We start from the raw sequence: 17,480 nt of genomic DNA on the forward strand, positions 1-17,480 counted from the left end.
TTACTTGCTCGCCACCTCCCCATTGAAGAAATGGGGAGGAGTAAGAAGCAATTGTCACATGACATTTGAGTCAAGTCCAAACGCCGTTGGTATTAATCCGAAAAGTGCGTCACCCTGTTCGGGATGCGCTCTAATGTTTAGGCTTTGCAACTGGTTGCCGCAGGACAGCTTGTCGTCCTTCGACAAGATTTTCGGAAGGTTCAGTTTCAATCGGCGTGACTTCTACCGGCGGAAGCGGGCCGGGAATGTCCTCAAATATCGAGCATCCCGCTGCTATCATTTTGTCTGCCAAGGCATCTATTAAGTCATCGTCTTCGATAAGAAGGTAGATGCCACTTAAATTGAAGATGCTGTAGCTCGCAGGCTTACCGACAAGAACCCAGCCCGGTTGTGATCCGTCTCACAGGTAGACATACTCTGCCCAGTCGGCTGGGTTCACAATGGTCATCCCTTACAGTCCGAGCGCCACGCCCAGCAGAATCTGGTTCTGCAGGACATTGCCCTGGATGAAGCGGTCGTTGTTGACCAGGTCTGTCTGACGGGCGGCATCGCGTGAGGCTGCCGCCTCATCGCCCTTTTCCGTGTCGTACCTGGCAGCGATTGCCGCACGCAGTGCCGACATGGCCTCCGGAAGCGAGGCGCCGGTGGCGCTGACCTCGCCGGTGGTGACGCGGAAACCCACACCCGGAACGATGTCGATGATCGGAGTTGCGGTCGAATCCATCGTCTTCCCTTTCGCCCCTGCGACCCCAAACAATATTGACATTGCGGGCATATGTCTACAAAAGGCGGGCCTGATTTTCCGATGGGTCTGTGCCGTTCGGAACCCATGTCCTCTTCGCCGTCCGCGAAGGGGATTTTATCTTTTGGAGGAGTCCATGACCGCGTCCAACGATCATCTGTTCGGTGTCTATGCCCGTGCCCCTATCGAGGTGGATCGCGGCCAGGGCGTCCGACTGTATGACCGACACGGCCGCTCATGGCTCGACTTCGTCCAGGGGATCGCCACCAACGGACTGGGCCACGCCGCTCCGGTCCTGGTCGACGCCGTGCGCAAGCAGTCCGAAAAGCTGTGGCACGTCTCGAACATCTTCACCATCCCGGAACAGGGCGAACTGGCTGAAAAGCTGTGCGCCGCGTCGTTTGCCGACCGTGTGTTCTTTACCAATTCCGGCACCGAGGCCGTCGAGTGCGCCCTGAAGCTGGCACGCAAGTACCACGCCTCGCGCGGCAATGAAGAGCGCATCGACATCATCGGTTTCGAAGGCGCCTTCCACGGCCGCACCTATGCTGCCGTCACCGCGGCCGGCAACGAAACCTACCTGAAGGGCTTTGGTCCGCGCCTGCCGGGGTTCGTCCATCTGTCGCTGGACGACCATGACGCCATCCGCGCCGCCGCCGAGGCGCCGACCGCGGCCGCTATCCTGGTTGAGCCGGTCCAGGGCGAGGGCGGGGCGCGTGCCCTGACCGACGCCGAGCTGACCCTGCTGCGCGAGCTGTGCGACGCCAACGGCCTGCTGCTGATCTTCGACGAGATCCAGTGCGGCATGGGCCGTTCGGGCAAGATGTGGGCCTACGAATACTCAGGCGTCATCCCCGATGTGATGTGCGTCGCCAAGGCGCTGGGCGGGGGCTTCCCGGTCGGGGCTTGCCTGGCCACCGAAGATGCAGCGTCCGGCATGACGGTCGGCGCCCACGGCTCGACCTTTGGCGGCAATCCGTTGGCCATGGCGGTCGGCCTGGCGGCTTTCGGTGAGATCTCCAGCCCCGAGCTGCTCGACAATGTCCGCAAACAGGCGGGCTATCTCAAGCAACAACTCGAAGGCCTGAAGCAGACCTGGCCGGACATGATTGACGAGATCCGCGGTCGGGGCCTGCTTATCGGCATCAAGCTCAAGCCGAACAACCGCGAGATCATGACGCTCGCCCGCGACAACGGATTGCTGATCGCCGGCGGTTCGGACAACTGCGTGCGACTGCTGCCGCCGCTGAATGTCACCGAGGACGAGTGCCGCGAGGCCGTCGGTCTGCTGGAAAAGACCTTCGAAGCCGCACGCGCTGCTGCCCAGCAAAAAGAGCAAGCCTGATTGTTATAGGGGAGGGGTGCGAGGCGCCCCTCCATCTTTCCTTGGGAAGGAAACGCCCATGACCCGCCATTTTCTCGATATCTGCGATCTCGACGCCGTCACCCTGCGCGCCATCGTCGATGACGCCCACCGCCGCAAGGCCGCCCGCAAGGGCTGGACTCAGGGCCGCGTCGATGCCGACGCGCCGGCGAAGGAACGCGTCCTGGCCATGATTTTTGAAAAGAACTCGACGCGCACGCGCTTCTCGTTCGATGCCGCCATCCGTCAACTGGGCGGCAGCGCCATCATCTCGACCGCCTCCGACATGCAGCTTGGCCGCGGCGAGCCGATCGAGGACACGTCGAAAGTGCTGTCGCGCATGGTCGATGCCATCATGATCCGCGCCAACCGCCACGAAGACGTGCTGCGCCTGGCTGCCGTCTCGACCATTCCGGTGGTCAACGGGCTGACCAACCTGTCGCACCCGTGCCAGATCCTGGCCGATATCCAGACCATCGAAGAGCATCGCGGTCCGATCGCCGGCAAGGTGCTGGCCTGGGTCAGCGACGGCAACAATGTCTGCAACAGCCTGATCCATGCGGCAGCGCGCTTCGACTTCGAACTGCGCATCGCCTGTCCGGACGATTACAAGCCGTCGATGGACGCCATGGTCTTCGCGGCCCAGCATGGCGCCAAGGTGACGGTCGGCTCCGATCCGCGCGCCGCCGTCGAAGGCGCCGATGTCGTCCTGGCCGATACCTGGGTGTCGATGGGCGACCTGGATCACGATGAGCGCCTGATGGCCTTCCATGAATACCAGGTCGATAGCAAGCTGATGGCCCTGGCCAAGAAGGACGCCGTCTTCCTGCACTGCCTGCCGGCCCACCGCGGCGAAGAGGTGAGCGACGAGGTCATCGACGGCCCGCAGTCGCTGATCTGGGACGAAGCCGAAAACCGGATTCATGCTCAGAAAGCCATCCTGGCCTGGTGCTTTGGCTCGCCATCCTTGGCCGGTTAAAGCCTCATGCCAAAAAGTGGCCGCCACTTTTTGGATCAACATGAGGCGGCTTGGCAGCGTTGGCTGCGCTCGGCTGTATGTAGACTACAGCCGTCGCTGGCCGCCTGCTACTCGGCTCAAGGCTGACGGCCAAACGGGTAATTGCTCCGAAGCAAATTAATACCGTGGCTGGCCTTGCTGTCCGAGGCCGTAGTGGTGCATCAGTACCGACAACATAAGCACCGTAAACGTCCCCGACAGCAGCATCACGAACCGCCACGGAATCATGCGTGGGCCCGGCCGGCGCAGGTCCGGCGGACGCGATCCGAGCCATCCCGTCAGAACGGTTAACAATACTCCCCCAATCAGAAGAATCACGTTAAGGCCTGGGTCCATGTCCATGGTTTCTCATGACCGGAAACCGCCGCTCAGGCAAGGGGCGGGCGGTTCGATAGCCCGGGAATGTGTCCACAGAAACCTGAGAGGACGCCATATGTTGTGGTTAACTATGGGTTTACACCCCAGATTATGCGGACTACGCTCGCGTACTGGACGAAATTGGGGAGCCGCATGAGCGCGAACGCACCTTGGAGTGTTAAAGGCATCGACGCCAAGGCGCGAGAAGTCGCCAAGGATTTGGCGCGCCGATCCGGAATGACGCTCGGAGAGTGGCTGAACCAGATGATCCTCCAGGGCGAGGATGTCGGCGCGCTGATCAGTCAGGAACGCGATCGCCACGAACGTCCCGTACCGGCCGCTGCCCGTCCGGCACCGCGTCGTATTCCCGAAGCCGCTTACGACGAGGAAGAGGTCTACGACGATTACGAGGACGACGAGCGTTTCGCGCCCCGTACCCGCCGTCCGGCCCAGGTCTATCGCGAGGCCGTCTATGCCGATGCCGCACCGCGCGTGAAGCGTCCCGAACCTCGGGTCGAGCCCAGGGCCGCCTATGCGCCGCGTTCCCAAACGGCCCAGCCCCATGCGGCCCAACCTCAAACCGAGCAACATATGTCGTCGCGTGACCTGCGCCGCAGTTCGATCTTCGCCGATCGTCCCCGCGCCGACACCTACGAAGACCAGAACTACGCGACCGCCTCCGATGACCTCGGCCGCGTTGCTCGTGCCCTGGAAGGCCTCGGTTCACGTATAGAGTCTTCGGAATCCCGTTCGGCCACGGCTGTGCGCAGTGTGTCGAGCGCGGTCGAATCCCTGCTCGGCCGCCTAGAGCGCTCCGAAGCCGCTCTGGAAGCCGTAGCGGCCCAAACGCGCGAAGAGCTGCATGGCCGCCTGGATGAGCAGTCCCAAGAGGTCCTGTCCTCTTTCGAACAACTGGCCCGCCGTAGCGAAGAAGACCGCCGACGCAGCGAAGAGGATCGCCGCCGCATCGAGGAAGACCGGCTGCGTCTGGAAGAAGACCGTCGCCGCACCGAGCAGGATAACGAACTGTTCGTCGACCGGCTGGAAAAGGCCGAACGTCAGATTGGTGCCCAGGCCGAGCGCCTGGAAGGTCTGTCCGGCCATGTTCGCGAAGAGCGCGAGCGGATGGCCAAGATCGAGGCCGGCCTGAAGAACAACCAGACCATCGAGACCGTCAAGGCGGTCGAGAGCGCTCTTGGAAAGCTGGCCAACCAGTTGTACGAAGGCGATGTCCGCACGCGGGAAACCGTCAAGGACATCCGCACCGACATGGTGACTCTGTCGCACCGCCTGGCGCAGATGGAGACGCGCGATCCCGAACGCGCCGCCCAAGGCGTGATCGACAAGGTTGTGTCGCGCATGGCCGAGCGGCTGGAAGCTGCCGAGGCTCAGACCTCGGGCGCGATCAAGACCCTGGAAACCGCCTTCCGCAACTTAGAAGGCCGTCTGTCGCGTGCCGAAGAGCGCGGTGACGTTTCCGACCCGGAAGCCGCGCGTTCCCTGACCCAGTTGGCCGCCGAACTGTCGCGCCGCGTTGAGGAAAACCGACAGGAACTGCTGGGCGTTCTGAACGCGCCGAACCGCGACGGCGTCGAAGCCGTTGCTGCACGTTTCGAGGCCCGCCTGGAACAGGTGGAGCGCCGCCAGGCGGCCGCACTGGAGCGCATGGGCCAGGAAATCGTCCGTATGGCCGGCACCTTCGACCGCCGCGTCAAAAGCGTCGAGGAAGCCAATTCCGCCGGCCTGACCCGTCTGGGCGTCGAAGTGACACGCGTGGCTGAAACGGTCGAGACTCGCGCCAACCGCACCGAAACCAGCCACGCCCAGGCGCTGGAACGTCTCGGTGGCGAGATTGCCCGTATCTCCGAACGCTTGACGGCCAAGCTGCAGGACACCGAGCGCCGCACCACCCAGGTTCTGTCGGGTATCGGCCAGGAGTTCGAACAGCAACGCGACCAGTCAAAGAACGACCTGGCCGAACGTATCCGCCAGAGCGAAGAGCGTACGGCGAAATTGCTGGAAGACACCCGCGCCCGCATCGACCAGAAGCTGGCTCAGGTTCAAAAGCAAACCCTGCTGAGCGAAGCGGTTACCAAGCCGGCCCCGGCCCCCGCACGCGACGAATTGCCGAGCCCTTTTGCGCCGGCACCGGTGACGGCGCCTGCGGCTGAGATCGAGACCAAGCCGTTCGGCCAGTTCTCGGGCGGTTTCGAGGATGAAGCCGAAGCCCCGGTGGCAACGCCGGCGCCGCTCCGTCAGGCACCCGTCGCAGATGACAAGGTCGATCTGACCGGCCGTTTGCTCCATTCCGTCACCGACTTCAAGCCGGAATTCGATCCGTTCGAAGACGGTGACGACGAGGACTTCAGTGCCGAACTGATGAACTCGCCATTGCGTCAGCGCAATCAGCCGGTCCCGGCTCCCGCGCCGGTACAGGACCACGCGCCTGATCTGGATGACAGCGACGACCACGATCCGTTTGCTGATATCGACATGTCGCGCAAGACGGCGCCGCGTGCTGCCGCCTATGCGGCCCGCGCCGCCGCGGCGCCTCAGGCGACGGTCCCGGATTTCCACGACGATGAGGAAGACGCCGGTGTGTCGGTGTCGACCCGCGACGCTCTCGCCGCTGCCCGTGCCGCTGTCCGCGCCAGCATGGAAAGTGACGACAAGCCGCTTGGCGGCCTGCGCGCCGGTACCTCGCGCATCAGCGCCGCCCAGGCCCGCGCCCCTAAGGCCAAGACAGGGGGCGAGAGCACCCTGATGAAGGCCTTCAAGGCGTCTTCTCTGGCGGTTGTACTGGTCGGCGGTGGCATTGCCGGCACCGTGGCCATCGACCAGATGACCAAGGGTGACAAGGAAGCTCCGACGGAAGAGACCCCCATTGTCGCCGCTGTTGTGACGCCCGAAGCGGCCGCCGAAGATACCCAGAACCAGCAGAACCTGAAGGCGCGTTACGACCTGGCCATGCAGCAGGTCACCGCTCGCAAGCCGGGCTCGGTTGACGTCCTGAAGGAAGTCGCCAACCAGGGCTATGCGCCGGCGCAATATGTGCTGGGCCAGATTTACGGCGGTGACAAGCAGTATGGCGGCCTGGTTGCGCCGGACAAGAACGAGAAGCGCAAGTGGATTCGCCGGGCTGCCGAAGGTGGAGTCACCGAGGCGATGTATTCGCTTGGACTGCAATTCTATAATGGCGAGGGCGGCGCCCAGGATCGCAGTGCTGCGGCGATGTGGTTCCGCCAGGCTGCGGTGCGTGGCCAGCCGGACAGCCAGTACAATCTCGGCGTCCTGTATGAAACCGGCGTGGGTGCACCCATGTCGCCCGGCGAGTCCTACAAGTGGTATTCACTGGCCGCCCAGGACGATAGCAATCCGCGCAATGCCGCCGAAGCGCGCAAGGCTGCCGACCGTCTCAGGGCACAGCTCAGCGACACGCAGCTTCAGCGTCAGGATGCCGCCGTCGCCAGCTTCACGCCGATCACCGACGATGGCCCGCCCCTGGCCTCCAGCGCCGAACCGCGCGGGTAAGACCTCGTACACCCTGGTGAATGAACTGCGTTTCTTTCTCCTCCCCGCTTTGTCGGGGAGGAGAAAGAAGCCTGCGTCCTGGAGTTGGCCTCTCCTTGTTCCGAAAGCCGTTGTCGCGGCGGACGCCATGGCGTAGGTTAACGCTGTGAGTGACCCGTCTTCCCAGAGTAATGCGACGCCCGCCTGGCGCGATCTAACCCCGACCCATGCCCTGGGCCTGACCCCGGCGCGCGCCTTTGTTGTTGGCCCCGAAGGCGGGCGGATCGTCGGTGTGCCGGAACTGCGTGAACTGTGGGGGCGCGAAGCCCTGATTGTCGCCAATGCGCCGTTGATGCGCAACCGCCTGTTCGGTAACCGACAGGCCCGCGAAGCCCGCCATTTCGACGTGCTGGAACTGTACGCCTTTATCCGTCCGGCCCAGTTCTGCGCCCCGTCGGCTGCCGGTCTGGCCCTTGCTTGCGGTCACACCGAACCTGAAACCCCGGACGACCAGGCGCGTATACTGGTCCAGGTCATCCTCGACCTATGCGAAGACCTGCGGGCTTCCCCGCTGGGCTTCCGGCTGGCGGCCCAGTCGGGCGTCAAACTGATGGAGCGCCAGGGCTGGGTATGGGCGCCGCTGGTCCAGGCGGTGCTCGATCACACCGACCTGCCGGCCGACTATGTCGCGCCGCCGGCGCTCGACATCTGGTCGCTGCTGGAGGAATGGGAGGATCAGCCGCCGGAAGGCCAGGCCCGCGCCGTGGCCATGTCCGAGGAGGAGGTCACGCTTCATCTGGGCCGCGGCCTGCAACGCGCGGGTCTGGACGAGCGCCGTCCCGAACAGCTCGATTTTGCCTTGAAGGCGCGCGAAATCTTCGCCCCGAAATGGATGAAGGATCAGCCCAATATGTGGCTGCTGGAAGCCGGGACCGGGGTGGGCAAGACCCTCGGCTATCTGGCGCCGGCCCATGCCTGGGCGGAGAGAGCCCAGGGCCAGGTGTGGATCTCGACCTACACCAAGGCGCTGCAGAAACAGATCCATCACGACACCCGCGCCCTGTTCGACAGCCCGGCCGAACGCGCCGACAAGGTGGTGGTGCGCAAGGGGCGCGAAAACTATCTCTGTCTGCTGAACTTCCAGGAGCGGCTGGCGGCCATGCACTCGGCGCCGGAACTGATCATGGCGGTGCTCATGGCGCGGTGGGCGCTGTATTCGCGCGATGGCGACATCATCAGCGGCGATTTCCCGACCTGGCTGCCGTCGCTGCTGCCGCCGGGTACGCCGGCCCAGGTGTTCGGGTCTCTGACGCCGCAAAGCCTGGTCGACCGGCGCGGCGAATGCACCTATGCCGCCTGTCCCCACTACCGGGTCTGCTTCATCGAAAAATCGGTCCGCAAGGCCAAGTCGGCCTCGCTGGTCATTGCCAATCATGCCCTGGTCATGGCTCAGGCCGCCTACGACCTGCGTGATACAGCCCGCTCGCAGATGCAGGCCGAGATGAACGGCGAGGACGTGCCGGCCGATGCCGATGCGCCCGCCCTGTCGCGCCTGGTCTTCGACGAAGGCCACCACCTGTTCGAAGCGGCTGACAGCGCCTTCGCCACCCGTCTGTCGGGTCTGGAGGCCTATGAACTGCGGCGCTGGATCCGCGGCAACGAGGGCCGGTCGCGGCGCGGCCGCGGCCTGGAGGCGCGCCTGGGTGACCTGATCGCCGGCCAGGAAGCCGCCCAGACGGCGATGAAGGAACTGATCCGGGCGGCGCATGTCCTGCCGTCGGACGGCTTCTCACAGCGGCTCGGCGTGCGGACCCAGTCGGGCGGTGGGCTGGAGCCGATCGGTCCGATCGAAGCCTTGCTGGTCCAGGTCTACAACCAGATCGACATCCGCCAGGGTGAGGCGCGGCTGCGCTCGAAATTCTCACCCGATGCCGAACAGGGCGGCGAATGCGAAGCCCATCCCTGTATCGAAGGCGTGGCCGTGGCGGCCAAGATGGCGGCGCGTGCGCTCGCCGGCATAGAGGCGCCGTTGCTGGCCCTGGTGCGGGCTTTGGAAGACCGCCTGAACGAGGGCGCCGAGCTGGAACCGGCCGATCGCATTCGCATCGACGGGGCGTTGCGCGGACTGGAACGGCGGGCGCGGCTCCTGCTGCCGGCGTGGCGGTCGCTGTTGCAGCAACTGGCTCTGGAAGAGGGCGATATCGTCGAGGACGACGGCACACCCCATACCATCGACTGGTTCTCGACCGAGGTGCTGCGCGGCAAGGTGGTCGATGTCACCCTGAACCGCCACTATGTCGACCCCAGCCTGCCCCTGGCCGAGTTCGTGCTGAAACCGGCGCACGGCGTCCTGGTCGCTTCGGCGACTCTGAGTGACGGCGCGGCTGACAGCGAGACCGACCGCTTTGCCTTGGCCAAGCAGCGCACCGGCGCCAATCACCTCGTCATGGGCGCCAAGACGGCGCGCATTACCTCACCGTTCGACTATGCCCGTCAGGCGCGGCTGTTCGTCATCACCGATGTCAGCCGCGAAGACCCGCGCGCCGTCGGGGCCGCCATGGAGGCCCTGTTCAAGGCGTCGAAGGGCGGCGGACTGGGCCTGTTTACAGCGATCCGCCGGCTCAAGGCGGTCTATGAACAGATCAACCGGCCTCTGAGCGAGGCGGGTGTGTCGCTCTATGCCCAGCACGTCGATCCACTGGACGTGTCGGACCTGATCAGCGTGTTCCGCAGCGAGCACCATTCCTGCCTGCTGGGGACGGATGCGGTGCGCGACGGAATCGATGTGCCGGGCCAGGCGTTAAGATTGATCGCGTTCGACCGGATTCCCTGGCCACGGCCGGATTGCCTTCATCGGGCGAGACGCCAGCACTTCGGCAACAAGATCTATGACGACGCCTTGACGCGGGCAAAGCTGGCCCAGGCCTTCGGTCGGCTGATCCGCAAGGCGGACGACCGGGGGGTGTTTGTGATGCTGGACTCGGCGGCGCCGACGCGGCTGTTTACGGGCTTGCCGGAAGGCGTGGTGGTCCAGCGCTGTACCCTGGCCGAGGCCCTGGATTCGGTCGGCAGGTTCCTGCATGGCGAACCCAAGGTTGCGGCGGCGGACGCGAAGTAAAACCGCATCGCTTTTTTGCGCACGCGACGGTTCCCAAGCGTCCCTCACTCTGGCATGACTGCCCATGGTTAACAGGGAGACCGCCATGGACGATATCGCGCTGAACCGGCCCGTCAAGAAACGCAGCCGCATCGGTCTGTTCGCGCCGCTCGTCATCGTCTTGGTGCTGGCCGCCAGCTGGACCGGCTACTGGTTCTACGTCGCCCACGATGTCGAAAAGCGCATCTCAGTTCACCAGGCGCTGCTGGTCGCCCAGGGCTATCAGGCGACGGTCGACCGCCAGCGGGTCTCGGGCTATCCCTTCCGCATGTATGTCGATTTCGACAACATCACCATCATTGGCCCCACGGGTAAGGGCTTTGCCGCCAAGCAACTGAAGGCCGAGGCCAATGCCTATGCCCTCGACAAATGGGTGCTGGCGGCGCCGCAAGGTTTGACCCTGTATCGCGGCCGGGTCAACGGCGTTGACTTCGGCAAGGCTGAAGTGACCGGCCGTTCGCTGCGTGCCAGCGTGTCCGGCCTGCTTAAGCCGGTCTACCATGTCGCCATCGAAGGCGTGGGCCTCACCATGACACCGTCCGACCCGACGCGGCCGTTCGCTTTCACCACGGCGGACAAGTTCGACGCTTATCTGCGTCCGACGCCCGATGTCGCTGATTCCGCCGATTTCCTGGTCCGGGTCAGCGGCGCCCGCGGCCAGCCCAAGAGCCTGATCGGCGACTTTTCGCCAGAAAAGCCGATGAACCTGCACGTCGAAGGCACGTTGAACCACTATTCCGCCTTCAACAGCGGCGTGCGCGCCTGGGCGGCGGCCGGTGGTACGGCCTCCGCGGTCAAGTCGCAGGTGACGGCCGGCGACCTCAACCTGATGCTGACCAGCGACGGCCTGACCTCGAACCAGGCCGGCCATTTGACCGGCAAGGCCCATATCGAGATGAAGGGCACCTTCAATCCGATCGACGTGCTGGGCGCGCTGCGGTTGATCTCGCCTGAGAACATGACCCTGGCCAAGCCACTACTGAACCTGACCCTGGCCACCCAGGGTACGCAAAAATTCGACCTCGACTTCCGCGATGGCGGCGCCTTTATCGGACCGCTGAAGATTTCGGATGCGCCTGTTCTGCCGTGATGCCGGCTTAACTGGTTACGATTGCGTGCAATTTTTTTGAAATCTGCGCGATGGAGTGAACATCCGGGCGGTAACGGCGTAAACCCGGCTTGTTCACGCCACCGTGAGAGCTTAAGGTCGACGTTTTCAGCGCCTACTGAAAAGCGACGAGTGCGACCGTGACGACCCTGACCGATTTGAGAGCGCAGATCGACGCTCTGGATGCCGACCTGTTGCGTCTTGTCGATGCGCGTGCTGCGCTGGGCAAGGCCATCGGCGAAGCGAAAGCGCGTGAAGACACGGCCACCGAAACGGTCTCCTTGTTGCGGCCCGACCGCGAAGCCATCCTGATCCGCAAGCTCCTGGCCATGCCGCGATCGGCAGCGTCCGATTCCGTCGTGGTGCGGGTGTGGCGCGAACTGATCTCGGAGAACCTGCGCATTCAGGGCCAGGCACGCGGCGGCCTCCATCTCAATCTGTCCGCCAAGGAACACAGCCGCGAAACCCTGGTCTGGGCACGTGAGCGCTTCGGCTTTGCGCCGTCGTTCGGCTATGTCGACGATGCGGTCGCGGCCGTAACCGCAGCGCGCGATGTTCGTCACATTTCGGTGCTCAGTCTCGACCCGCGCGGTGGTGCGTGGTGGGCGCGGTTGCTGGCGGAAAAATCGGTACGGATTATTGCCGCCTTGCCTGAAGTGGCTTCGGCAAGGCCGCATGCTGTGGCCATGGCGGCGATCGCGCCGGAGCCGACCGGTGACGATATCACCTTCTGGGTCAGCGACTCGGGCGAGCGCGAAACCCGCATCATCGAGGATCTGGGTGAACGCGGTTTCGCCGCCGACTGGGTCTGTTCGGCGCAGGGGTTGAAGCTGTTCTCGCTGTTGGGCTTCGTCCAGGAAAACGATGCGCGTCTGCAGGGCGCCTTGGGCAGCCTGACAGGCATAATCGGCGCCGCGCCGCGGATATAAGGGAATTTGAACCACGGATGGACACGGATAAACACGGATAACGCAGCCGCTTCATCCGTGTTTATCCGTGTCCATCCGTGGTTTCGGATCCTTAAGATGTTGAATTTTCCGGTGGGGCCGAATAAGGCGCTGTCGAAACCAAAGAGTAGATGATGGACAAGCCTGTAACCTCTGCCGCGCCCGCGCCCAAAGCCGGTATTCTCGACATCGCCCCCTATGTCGGCGGCAAATCGAAAATCGACGGCGTCTCTGAGCCGATCAAGCTGTCGTCGAATGAAAACGCCCTGGGCTGCTCGCCCAAGGCCGCCGAGGCCTTTGCGGAGGCGCAGGCCAAGCTGTTCCGCTATCCCGACGGTCATGCCAATCCGCTGCGTGCAGCCGTCGCGGCCTATCACGGCCTGGAGCCGGAACGGCTGATCTTCGGCAACGGCTCGGACGAGGTCTTCGCCCTGCTGAACCAGACCTATCTGGAGGCTGGCGACAATATCGTCACCGGCGAGCACGGTTTCCTGGCCTACCGCATCAGCGCCCTGGCCTGCCAGGCCGATGTCCGCCTGGCGCCGGAGCCTGAGCAGCGCATCGAGATCGAGCGGATTCTGGACCTGGTCGATGGCCGCACCAAGCTGGTCTACGTCTCCAACCCGGCCAATCCAACCGGCACATGGAACACGCCGGAGGAACTGTCCGAACTGCGTGAACGCCTGGCGCCGGACGTCATCCTGGTGATCGACGAGGCCTATGCCGAATTCGTCGACGAGCCAAGCTGGGAGTCGGCCTTCGACATGGCGCGCGGCCACGACAATATCGTCGTGACGCGGACCTTCTCGAAGATTCATGGCCTGGCCGGCCTGCGCGTCGGTTTCGGCTATTGCCCCAAGGCCCTGATCGAGGCGATGGACCGCATCCGTTTGCCGTTCAATATCAACCTGCCGGCTCAGGCGGCGGCGATCGCTGCCCTGGCCGACCAGGCGCATATCGATGCGTCGAAGGCCCAGGTGACGTCGTGGCGGCCGCGCCTGGTGCAGGCCATCCGTAGCTTCGGTCTGGAGGTGGGTGTATCGGCCGGCAATTTCGTGCTGATCCGGTTCAAGGATGGCGAAGAAGCGGCGCGGGCCAACGAATTCCTCATGACGCAAGGCCTGATTGTGCGTCATGTCGCCAACTATGGCCTGCCGAATTGTCTGCGGGTTACGGTCGGTAAGGACGCCGAGAACGAGGCCTTCCTGGAGGCGCTCAGTCAGTTCGCGGCTCAGGCCTGCGTTTGAGCGTCAGACTTTGATTTGGAACAAAGACGGATATCGCGGCTGTGGCATTTTCTACCGCCCTTGAACTTGCCACGTTGAAAGGGTCGCGCTGTCCGCCAGAAGGCGGTATGCTAAGCCAGCCTTTTCTTCAGACTTCCGAGTTGCCATGCCTGACCAGACCACCACATCCGCTTCCCGCGCCGAGAAAACTGAACGCGTCGTCTTCGGCCAGGGGTTCCTGAAGGACTGCTGGTGGTTCGCGGCGCTGTCCGGCGATCTCAAGCCCGGCAAGCTGCAGCGTTTTGTGTTTCTGGGCGAACCGGTCCTGCTCGGCCGCGATCTTGATGGCAAGGTCTATGGTATCCGCGACATCTGCCCGCATCGCGCTGCGCCGCTATCGGCCGGCCAGATGGTGCGCGACGGTTCGGCCTGTGTCGTACAATGTCCCTATCATGGCTGGACCTTCAATACCGAAGGGACGTGCACCTCGGTGCCGTCCCTGACGCCCGACCAGGAGATGGACGTCAACCGTATCAAGGTGCGCAACTACACCGTCCGCGAACAGCAGGGCATTGTCTGGATCTACATAACGGCCGATGCCCGCCGGCCCACCGAACCTGACCATGAACCGCCCGTCTTGCCAGGCGTGGTGGGTGGCAATCCGATCATTGTCGAGACCATGGACTTCGACTCGCATATCGACCACGCCGTTGTCGGCCTGATGGACCCGGCGCATGGCCCTTATGTTCACCAGCAGTGGTGGTGGCGGTCCGCCAAGTCGCAACTGTCCAAGATCAAGCAGTTTGAGCCGCGTGAGCACGGTTTCGCGATGGTTCGGCACGCGCCGTCGAAAAATTCGCGCGCCTACAAGATTCTGGGCGGCGCACCGGCGACCGAGATTACCTTCCGTCTGCCGGGTGTGCGTTATGAGCATATCGAGGTGGGGCCAAAGCAGGTTCTGGGCCTGACCTGCCTGACGCCGATCGACGACAAGACGACGCGGATCACCCAAATCTTCTGGAGCGACCACGGCCTGTTTCGGTTTATCTCGCCCTTGTTCCGGCTGGGCGCCAAGGCCTTCCTGAAACAAGACGGCGACATGGTGAACCTGCAGAACGAGGGCCTGAAGTACGACCCCAGCCTGCTGTGGATCGACGATGCCGATACCCAGGCCAAGTGGTATCAGCAGCTCAAAAAAGGAATGGATGTCCGCACGCAGTGACGGTCGGGCATTCGTGAACCCGGTAAAGGCTGCGACCCTAAAGTGGACGTCGTGAAAAACCCGTCTTTTGGCGATCTGCGGCGTCAGCTTCGCTTGCAGGTATCAATATACCTGCGTGCGCTCGCTTCCTGGCATCTCATCCAAAATACGGATTTTTCAGTCCGTGAAATTTAAGCGTGCTGCAAACCTGCGATGACCAGCTTGACTTGCAAGGTCACGCTGTCCGACAGGTGCTTGACGTCGAAGGTGGCCGGTTCGCGGCTGTTCTGGAAGGCGCGGCGCATATTGGCGAAGCAAAGATCTTCCAGGATTTCCGCAGCCGCCTCGATCGGGGCGTTGGCCGGCAGTTCCTTGCGCTCGACCGCGGCCTTCAAGGTATCCAGAAGGGCGTAGCGCACCATATCGCTCATGCGTGCGATTTCGTTCAGCCCGGTCTGGGCCGTCTGGCCGGCGCTCCACTTCATCACGAAGGCCGAGAGGATCAGGCGGGCATTGATCTGAGCATATTCGTAGCCGCGCATCAACTGCTGATGCAGACGGCCCGGAAGGTCCAGGGTTTCATCGTAGGCCTCACGCATCACATTGATAACGCGGGCATTTTCTTGCTCGACGACAATCAGGAAGATTTCGTTCTTGTCGGCGAAATTGGCGAACAGGGCGCCGGTCGACAAACCGGCAGCCTTGGCGATATCGCGAAGCGTGGCGGCTTCGAAACCGCGCTCGCGAAACAGGGCCATGGCGGAGTCGAGAATCTTCTGGCGGTTACGTTCCTTGGAACGTGCGCGGCTGACAGCGGGCAACGGCGTGTCCTGAGAGTCGGGGGAGGGGGAGGAGGAGGGGAGGGGCAAGCTACTGACTTCGTACATTGAACGGGTTACACACATAAAAAGTTGACGTCACGGAAAACTTTCCGTGGTCCTACCTTTTCTAATAGTATGACGACTACGCCGTTTCAACGGCAAAGGGCGTTATTTTTATCGGTAGAGAAAAGCGACGGACTTCTTTGTAACTTAAGGAAAATGTCCATATGTAGGGTGACATCGATTGCAAGCAAGCCTCTCGACTTTTGTCAACAAAAGCGCGATGAAGCGACATGAGCCTCTTTGTCCTTATTCTGTCGCTTCTGGCCATGCTGGCCACCGTCGTCGTGCTCGGTTTCGGCCTGTACAGCCTGTTCAAGGGCGGTGAGTTCGGCCGCAAATGGTCGAACAAGCTGATGCGCATGCGCGTTCTGTTCCAGGCGATCGCGATCGTCTTGCTCGTCCTGACTGTCTGGCTGATCCAGCAGGGCAAGTAGGCGTTCCCGTGGCGGGCTGCAAATGCCCGCCTCTCTGTGCTTCGCTGCTCACGTACTCAAGTACGCTCCGCTGCGATGCTCGAAAGTCAGTCATTTTCGCCTCCCCACAGGACCGCCTGCATGGTCAAACTCAACAAGATCTATACCCGCACCGGCGACGACGGCACGACCGGGCTGGCCGATGGATCGCGCCGGCCCAAGGACGATCCGCGCCTTATCGCCATCGGCAGTGTCGACGAAGCCAATTCCGCCCTGGGTCTGGCGCGACTGCACAGTGAGGGTGCGTTGGACGACCTGCTGGCGCGGTTGCAGAATGATCTGTTCGATCTCGGCGCCGACCTCGCCACGCCCAGCGATGATATCGCCTGGACGCCGATCCGCATACGCAGCGGCCAGGTTACCGCGCTGGAAGAGGCGCTGGACCGGCACAATGACGAACTGCAACCCCTGACCTCGTTCATCCTGCCGGCGGGTACGCCCATTAGTGCCTACCTGCACCTGGCGCGCACCGTGACGCGGCGCGCCGAACGCGACGCGGTAACCCTGAACTGTTCGGAATCGGTCAATCCGGAGGCGTTGAAATATCTCAACCGCCTCTCGGATCTGTTGTTTGTCCTGGCGCGGCACGCCAATGACAAGGGCCGTGCCGACGTGTTATGGATACCGGGTGCCACAAACTGAGGGGGAACCACATGAAATCGATCACTGGCTTTGCCGCTGCAATGGGCTTGCTGGCCCTGACCGGATGCGGCGACAGCGATGCCGATAAGCCCAAGGGCAAGCCGTGGACCGGCGCGCCCTTGCCGGTGCACGAGATCACCATCGAACTCGACGACAGTGCAATGAGGGCCCTGACCGAGGCCAATGACAAGCTGCGCGTCACGACCATCTATTACGGTCTGCCGACCGCCCAGTCTGCCGCCAAGGCCAATGACCGCCACGAACTGGAAATGGGCAGCCACACCTATGTTGTCGACCGCAGTACCAAGCGCATCAAGGTGACGGGTGAAGGGGTGGATGTAACCTTGCTGGCCGACACAGCCGATGGCCAGATTCAATTCAAGACCAATGCTATCGGTGTCACCCAGGCCAACTTCTATCACGACATCATCGACTGCAGCATTGCACGCGGCGTTCTGACCAAGCCTCAACCGGCGCCGAAGGTGATGACGTGCAGCCTGAAGAAGCCGTAGCCTACTGGCTGGCAGTGGTCTCGGCTGCGGGTTTTTCCGCAGCCGGCTTGCGTCCCGTCAGGTCGTAAATTCTCATCGGCTGGGCGCATTGCCGGTATTTGTAAGACCACCAGTTGCCGGCATCTTCGCACTGCTTGCGCGGAATCTCGTACATCAGCTGCCACACTGTAACGGCCAGGCTGAGGACCGCGAACAGGCCGACAAAGTAGTATTTAAGAGTCGTAATCTTACTTTTCATGGCAACGCGAAAACTTGACCTTGGGTTGGAAAATCCGCTGTTTTATGCGCCAAACCTTCCGCGAGGGCAATGAAAAAACAGCCTTTTTCGCCCTAAATTCGC

At 62.8% G+C, this 17,480-nt stretch carries 13 protein-coding genes and 1 pseudogene; 11 read left to right on the plus strand and 3 right to left on the minus strand.

The window, feature by feature from the left end:
• Positions 1 to 451: 451 nt before the first annotated feature.
• Entirely contained in the window at positions 452 to 724 is a 273-nt protein-coding gene (locus ABI_RS04545) for a hypothetical protein (protein ID WP_006271666.1), read from the minus strand.
• A 154-nt stretch (positions 725 to 878) separates the two neighbouring features.
• Between ABI_RS04545 and ABI_RS04550 the strand changes: the two genes are divergently transcribed.
• From ABI_RS04550 to ABI_RS04590, 8 genes and pseudogenes are all read left to right on the plus strand, one after another.
• The gene (locus tag ABI_RS04550; RefSeq protein WP_006271667.1) at positions 879 to 2,087 is read left to right on the plus strand and encodes an aspartate aminotransferase family protein; all 1,209 of its coding nucleotides are present in this window, start codon (positions 879 to 881) and stop codon (positions 2,085 to 2,087) included.
• Between the two features lie 58 nt (positions 2,088 to 2,145).
• Positions 2,146 to 3,084, plus strand: a complete 939-nt coding sequence (gene argF, locus ABI_RS04555; RefSeq protein ID WP_006271669.1) for an ornithine carbamoyltransferase — start codon at positions 2,146 to 2,148, stop codon at positions 3,082 to 3,084.
• A gap of 549 nt (positions 3,085 to 3,633) precedes the next feature.
• Positions 3,634 to 7,011, plus strand: coding sequence for an SEL1-like repeat protein (locus ABI_RS04565; RefSeq protein WP_169313705.1), 3,378 nt, complete (start codon positions 3,634 to 3,636; stop codon positions 7,009 to 7,011).
• 145 nt (positions 7,012 to 7,156) lie between these two features.
• The gene (locus ABI_RS04570) at positions 7,157 to 10,108 is read left to right on the plus strand and encodes an ATP-dependent DNA helicase (protein WP_006271671.1); all 2,952 of its coding nucleotides are present in this window, start codon (positions 7,157 to 7,159) and stop codon (positions 10,106 to 10,108) included.
• A gap of 85 nt (positions 10,109 to 10,193) precedes the next feature.
• A complete protein-coding gene (locus ABI_RS04575; protein WP_006271672.1) occupies positions 10,194 to 11,237 on the plus strand; it encodes a DUF2125 domain-containing protein in 1,044 nt (347 codons plus the stop codon).
• A gap of 158 nt (positions 11,238 to 11,395) precedes the next feature.
• Positions 11,396 to 12,184 carry a chorismate mutase gene (locus ABI_RS04580; RefSeq protein ID WP_006271673.1) on the plus strand — a complete coding sequence of 263 codons (789 nt, stop codon included), beginning with the start codon at positions 11,396 to 11,398 and terminating at the stop codon, positions 12,182 to 12,184.
• Positions 12,185 to 12,333: 149 nt separating this feature from the next.
• A complete protein-coding gene (hisC, locus tag ABI_RS04585; RefSeq protein ID WP_006271674.1) occupies positions 12,334 to 13,449 on the plus strand; it encodes a histidinol-phosphate transaminase in 1,116 nt (371 codons plus the stop codon).
• A 145-nt stretch (positions 13,450 to 13,594) separates the two neighbouring features.
• Positions 13,595 to 14,705 (plus strand): annotated as a pseudogene (locus ABI_RS04590) (Rieske 2Fe-2S domain-containing protein).
• A 115-nt stretch (positions 14,706 to 14,820) separates the two neighbouring features.
• Here ABI_RS04590 and ABI_RS04595 read toward each other — a convergent pair.
• Complete coding sequence (locus tag ABI_RS04595; RefSeq protein WP_006271676.1) at positions 14,821 to 15,450, minus strand: TetR/AcrR family transcriptional regulator; 630 nt, start codon at positions 15,448 to 15,450, stop codon at positions 14,821 to 14,823.
• A gap of 293 nt (positions 15,451 to 15,743) precedes the next feature.
• Here ABI_RS04595 and ABI_RS04600 point away from each other — a divergent pair, with 293 nt between their 5' ends.
• The 3 genes from ABI_RS04600 (at position 15,744) to ABI_RS04610 (ending at position 17,140) form a co-directional block, all read left to right on the plus strand.
• On the plus strand, positions 15,744 to 15,947 hold the full coding sequence (locus ABI_RS04600; RefSeq protein ID WP_006271677.1) for a twin transmembrane helix small protein: 204 nt from the start codon (positions 15,744 to 15,746) through the stop codon (positions 15,945 to 15,947).
• 120 nt (positions 15,948 to 16,067) lie between these two features.
• On the plus strand, positions 16,068 to 16,628 hold the full coding sequence (locus tag ABI_RS04605) for a cob(I)yrinic acid a,c-diamide adenosyltransferase (RefSeq protein ID WP_006271678.1): 561 nt from the start codon (positions 16,068 to 16,070) through the stop codon (positions 16,626 to 16,628).
• Positions 16,629 to 16,639: 11 nt separating this feature from the next.
• The gene (locus ABI_RS04610) at positions 16,640 to 17,140 is read left to right on the plus strand and encodes a hypothetical protein (RefSeq protein WP_006271679.1); all 501 of its coding nucleotides are present in this window, start codon (positions 16,640 to 16,642) and stop codon (positions 17,138 to 17,140) included.
• Position 17,141: 1 nt separating this feature from the next.
• On the opposite strand, the gene ABI_RS04615 is transcribed toward ABI_RS04610, so the two are convergent.
• Positions 17,142 to 17,378, minus strand: coding sequence for a hypothetical protein (locus tag ABI_RS04615; RefSeq protein WP_006271680.1), 237 nt, complete (start codon positions 17,376 to 17,378; stop codon positions 17,142 to 17,144).
• Positions 17,379 to 17,480: the final 102 nt, after the last annotated feature.

The organism is Asticcacaulis biprosthecium C19, assembly GCF_000204015.1.
Lineage (GTDB): Bacteria > Pseudomonadota > Alphaproteobacteria > Caulobacterales > Caulobacteraceae > Asticcacaulis > Asticcacaulis biprosthecius.

What these genes read in the sequence shown, in the direction of transcription:
- ABI_RS04605 (WP_006271678.1), top strand. Translation starts at nt 16,068, where the DNA reads ATGGTCAAACTCAACAAGATCTATACCCGCACCGGCGACGACGGCACG.
- ABI_RS04545 (WP_006271666.1), bottom strand. Translation starts at nt 724, where the DNA reads ATGGATTCGACCGCAACTCCGATCATCGACATCGTTCCGGGTGTGGGT.
- ABI_RS04575 (WP_006271672.1), top strand. Translation starts at nt 10,194, where the DNA reads ATGGACGATATCGCGCTGAACCGGCCCGTCAAGAAACGCAGCCGCATC.
- ABI_RS04610 (WP_006271679.1), top strand. Translation starts at nt 16,640, where the DNA reads ATGAAATCGATCACTGGCTTTGCCGCTGCAATGGGCTTGCTGGCCCTG.
- ABI_RS04615 (WP_006271680.1), bottom strand. Translation starts at nt 17,378, where the DNA reads ATGAAAAGTAAGATTACGACTCTTAAATACTACTTTGTCGGCCTGTTC.
- ABI_RS04550 (WP_006271667.1), top strand. Translation starts at nt 879, where the DNA reads ATGACCGCGTCCAACGATCATCTGTTCGGTGTCTATGCCCGTGCCCCT.
- hisC (WP_006271674.1), top strand. Translation starts at nt 12,334, where the DNA reads ATGATGGACAAGCCTGTAACCTCTGCCGCGCCCGCGCCCAAAGCCGGT.
- argF (WP_006271669.1), top strand. Translation starts at nt 2,146, where the DNA reads ATGACCCGCCATTTTCTCGATATCTGCGATCTCGACGCCGTCACCCTG.
- ABI_RS04600 (WP_006271677.1), top strand. Translation starts at nt 15,744, where the DNA reads ATGAGCCTCTTTGTCCTTATTCTGTCGCTTCTGGCCATGCTGGCCACC.
- ABI_RS04565 (WP_169313705.1), top strand. Translation starts at nt 3,634, where the DNA reads ATGAGCGCGAACGCACCTTGGAGTGTTAAAGGCATCGACGCCAAGGCG.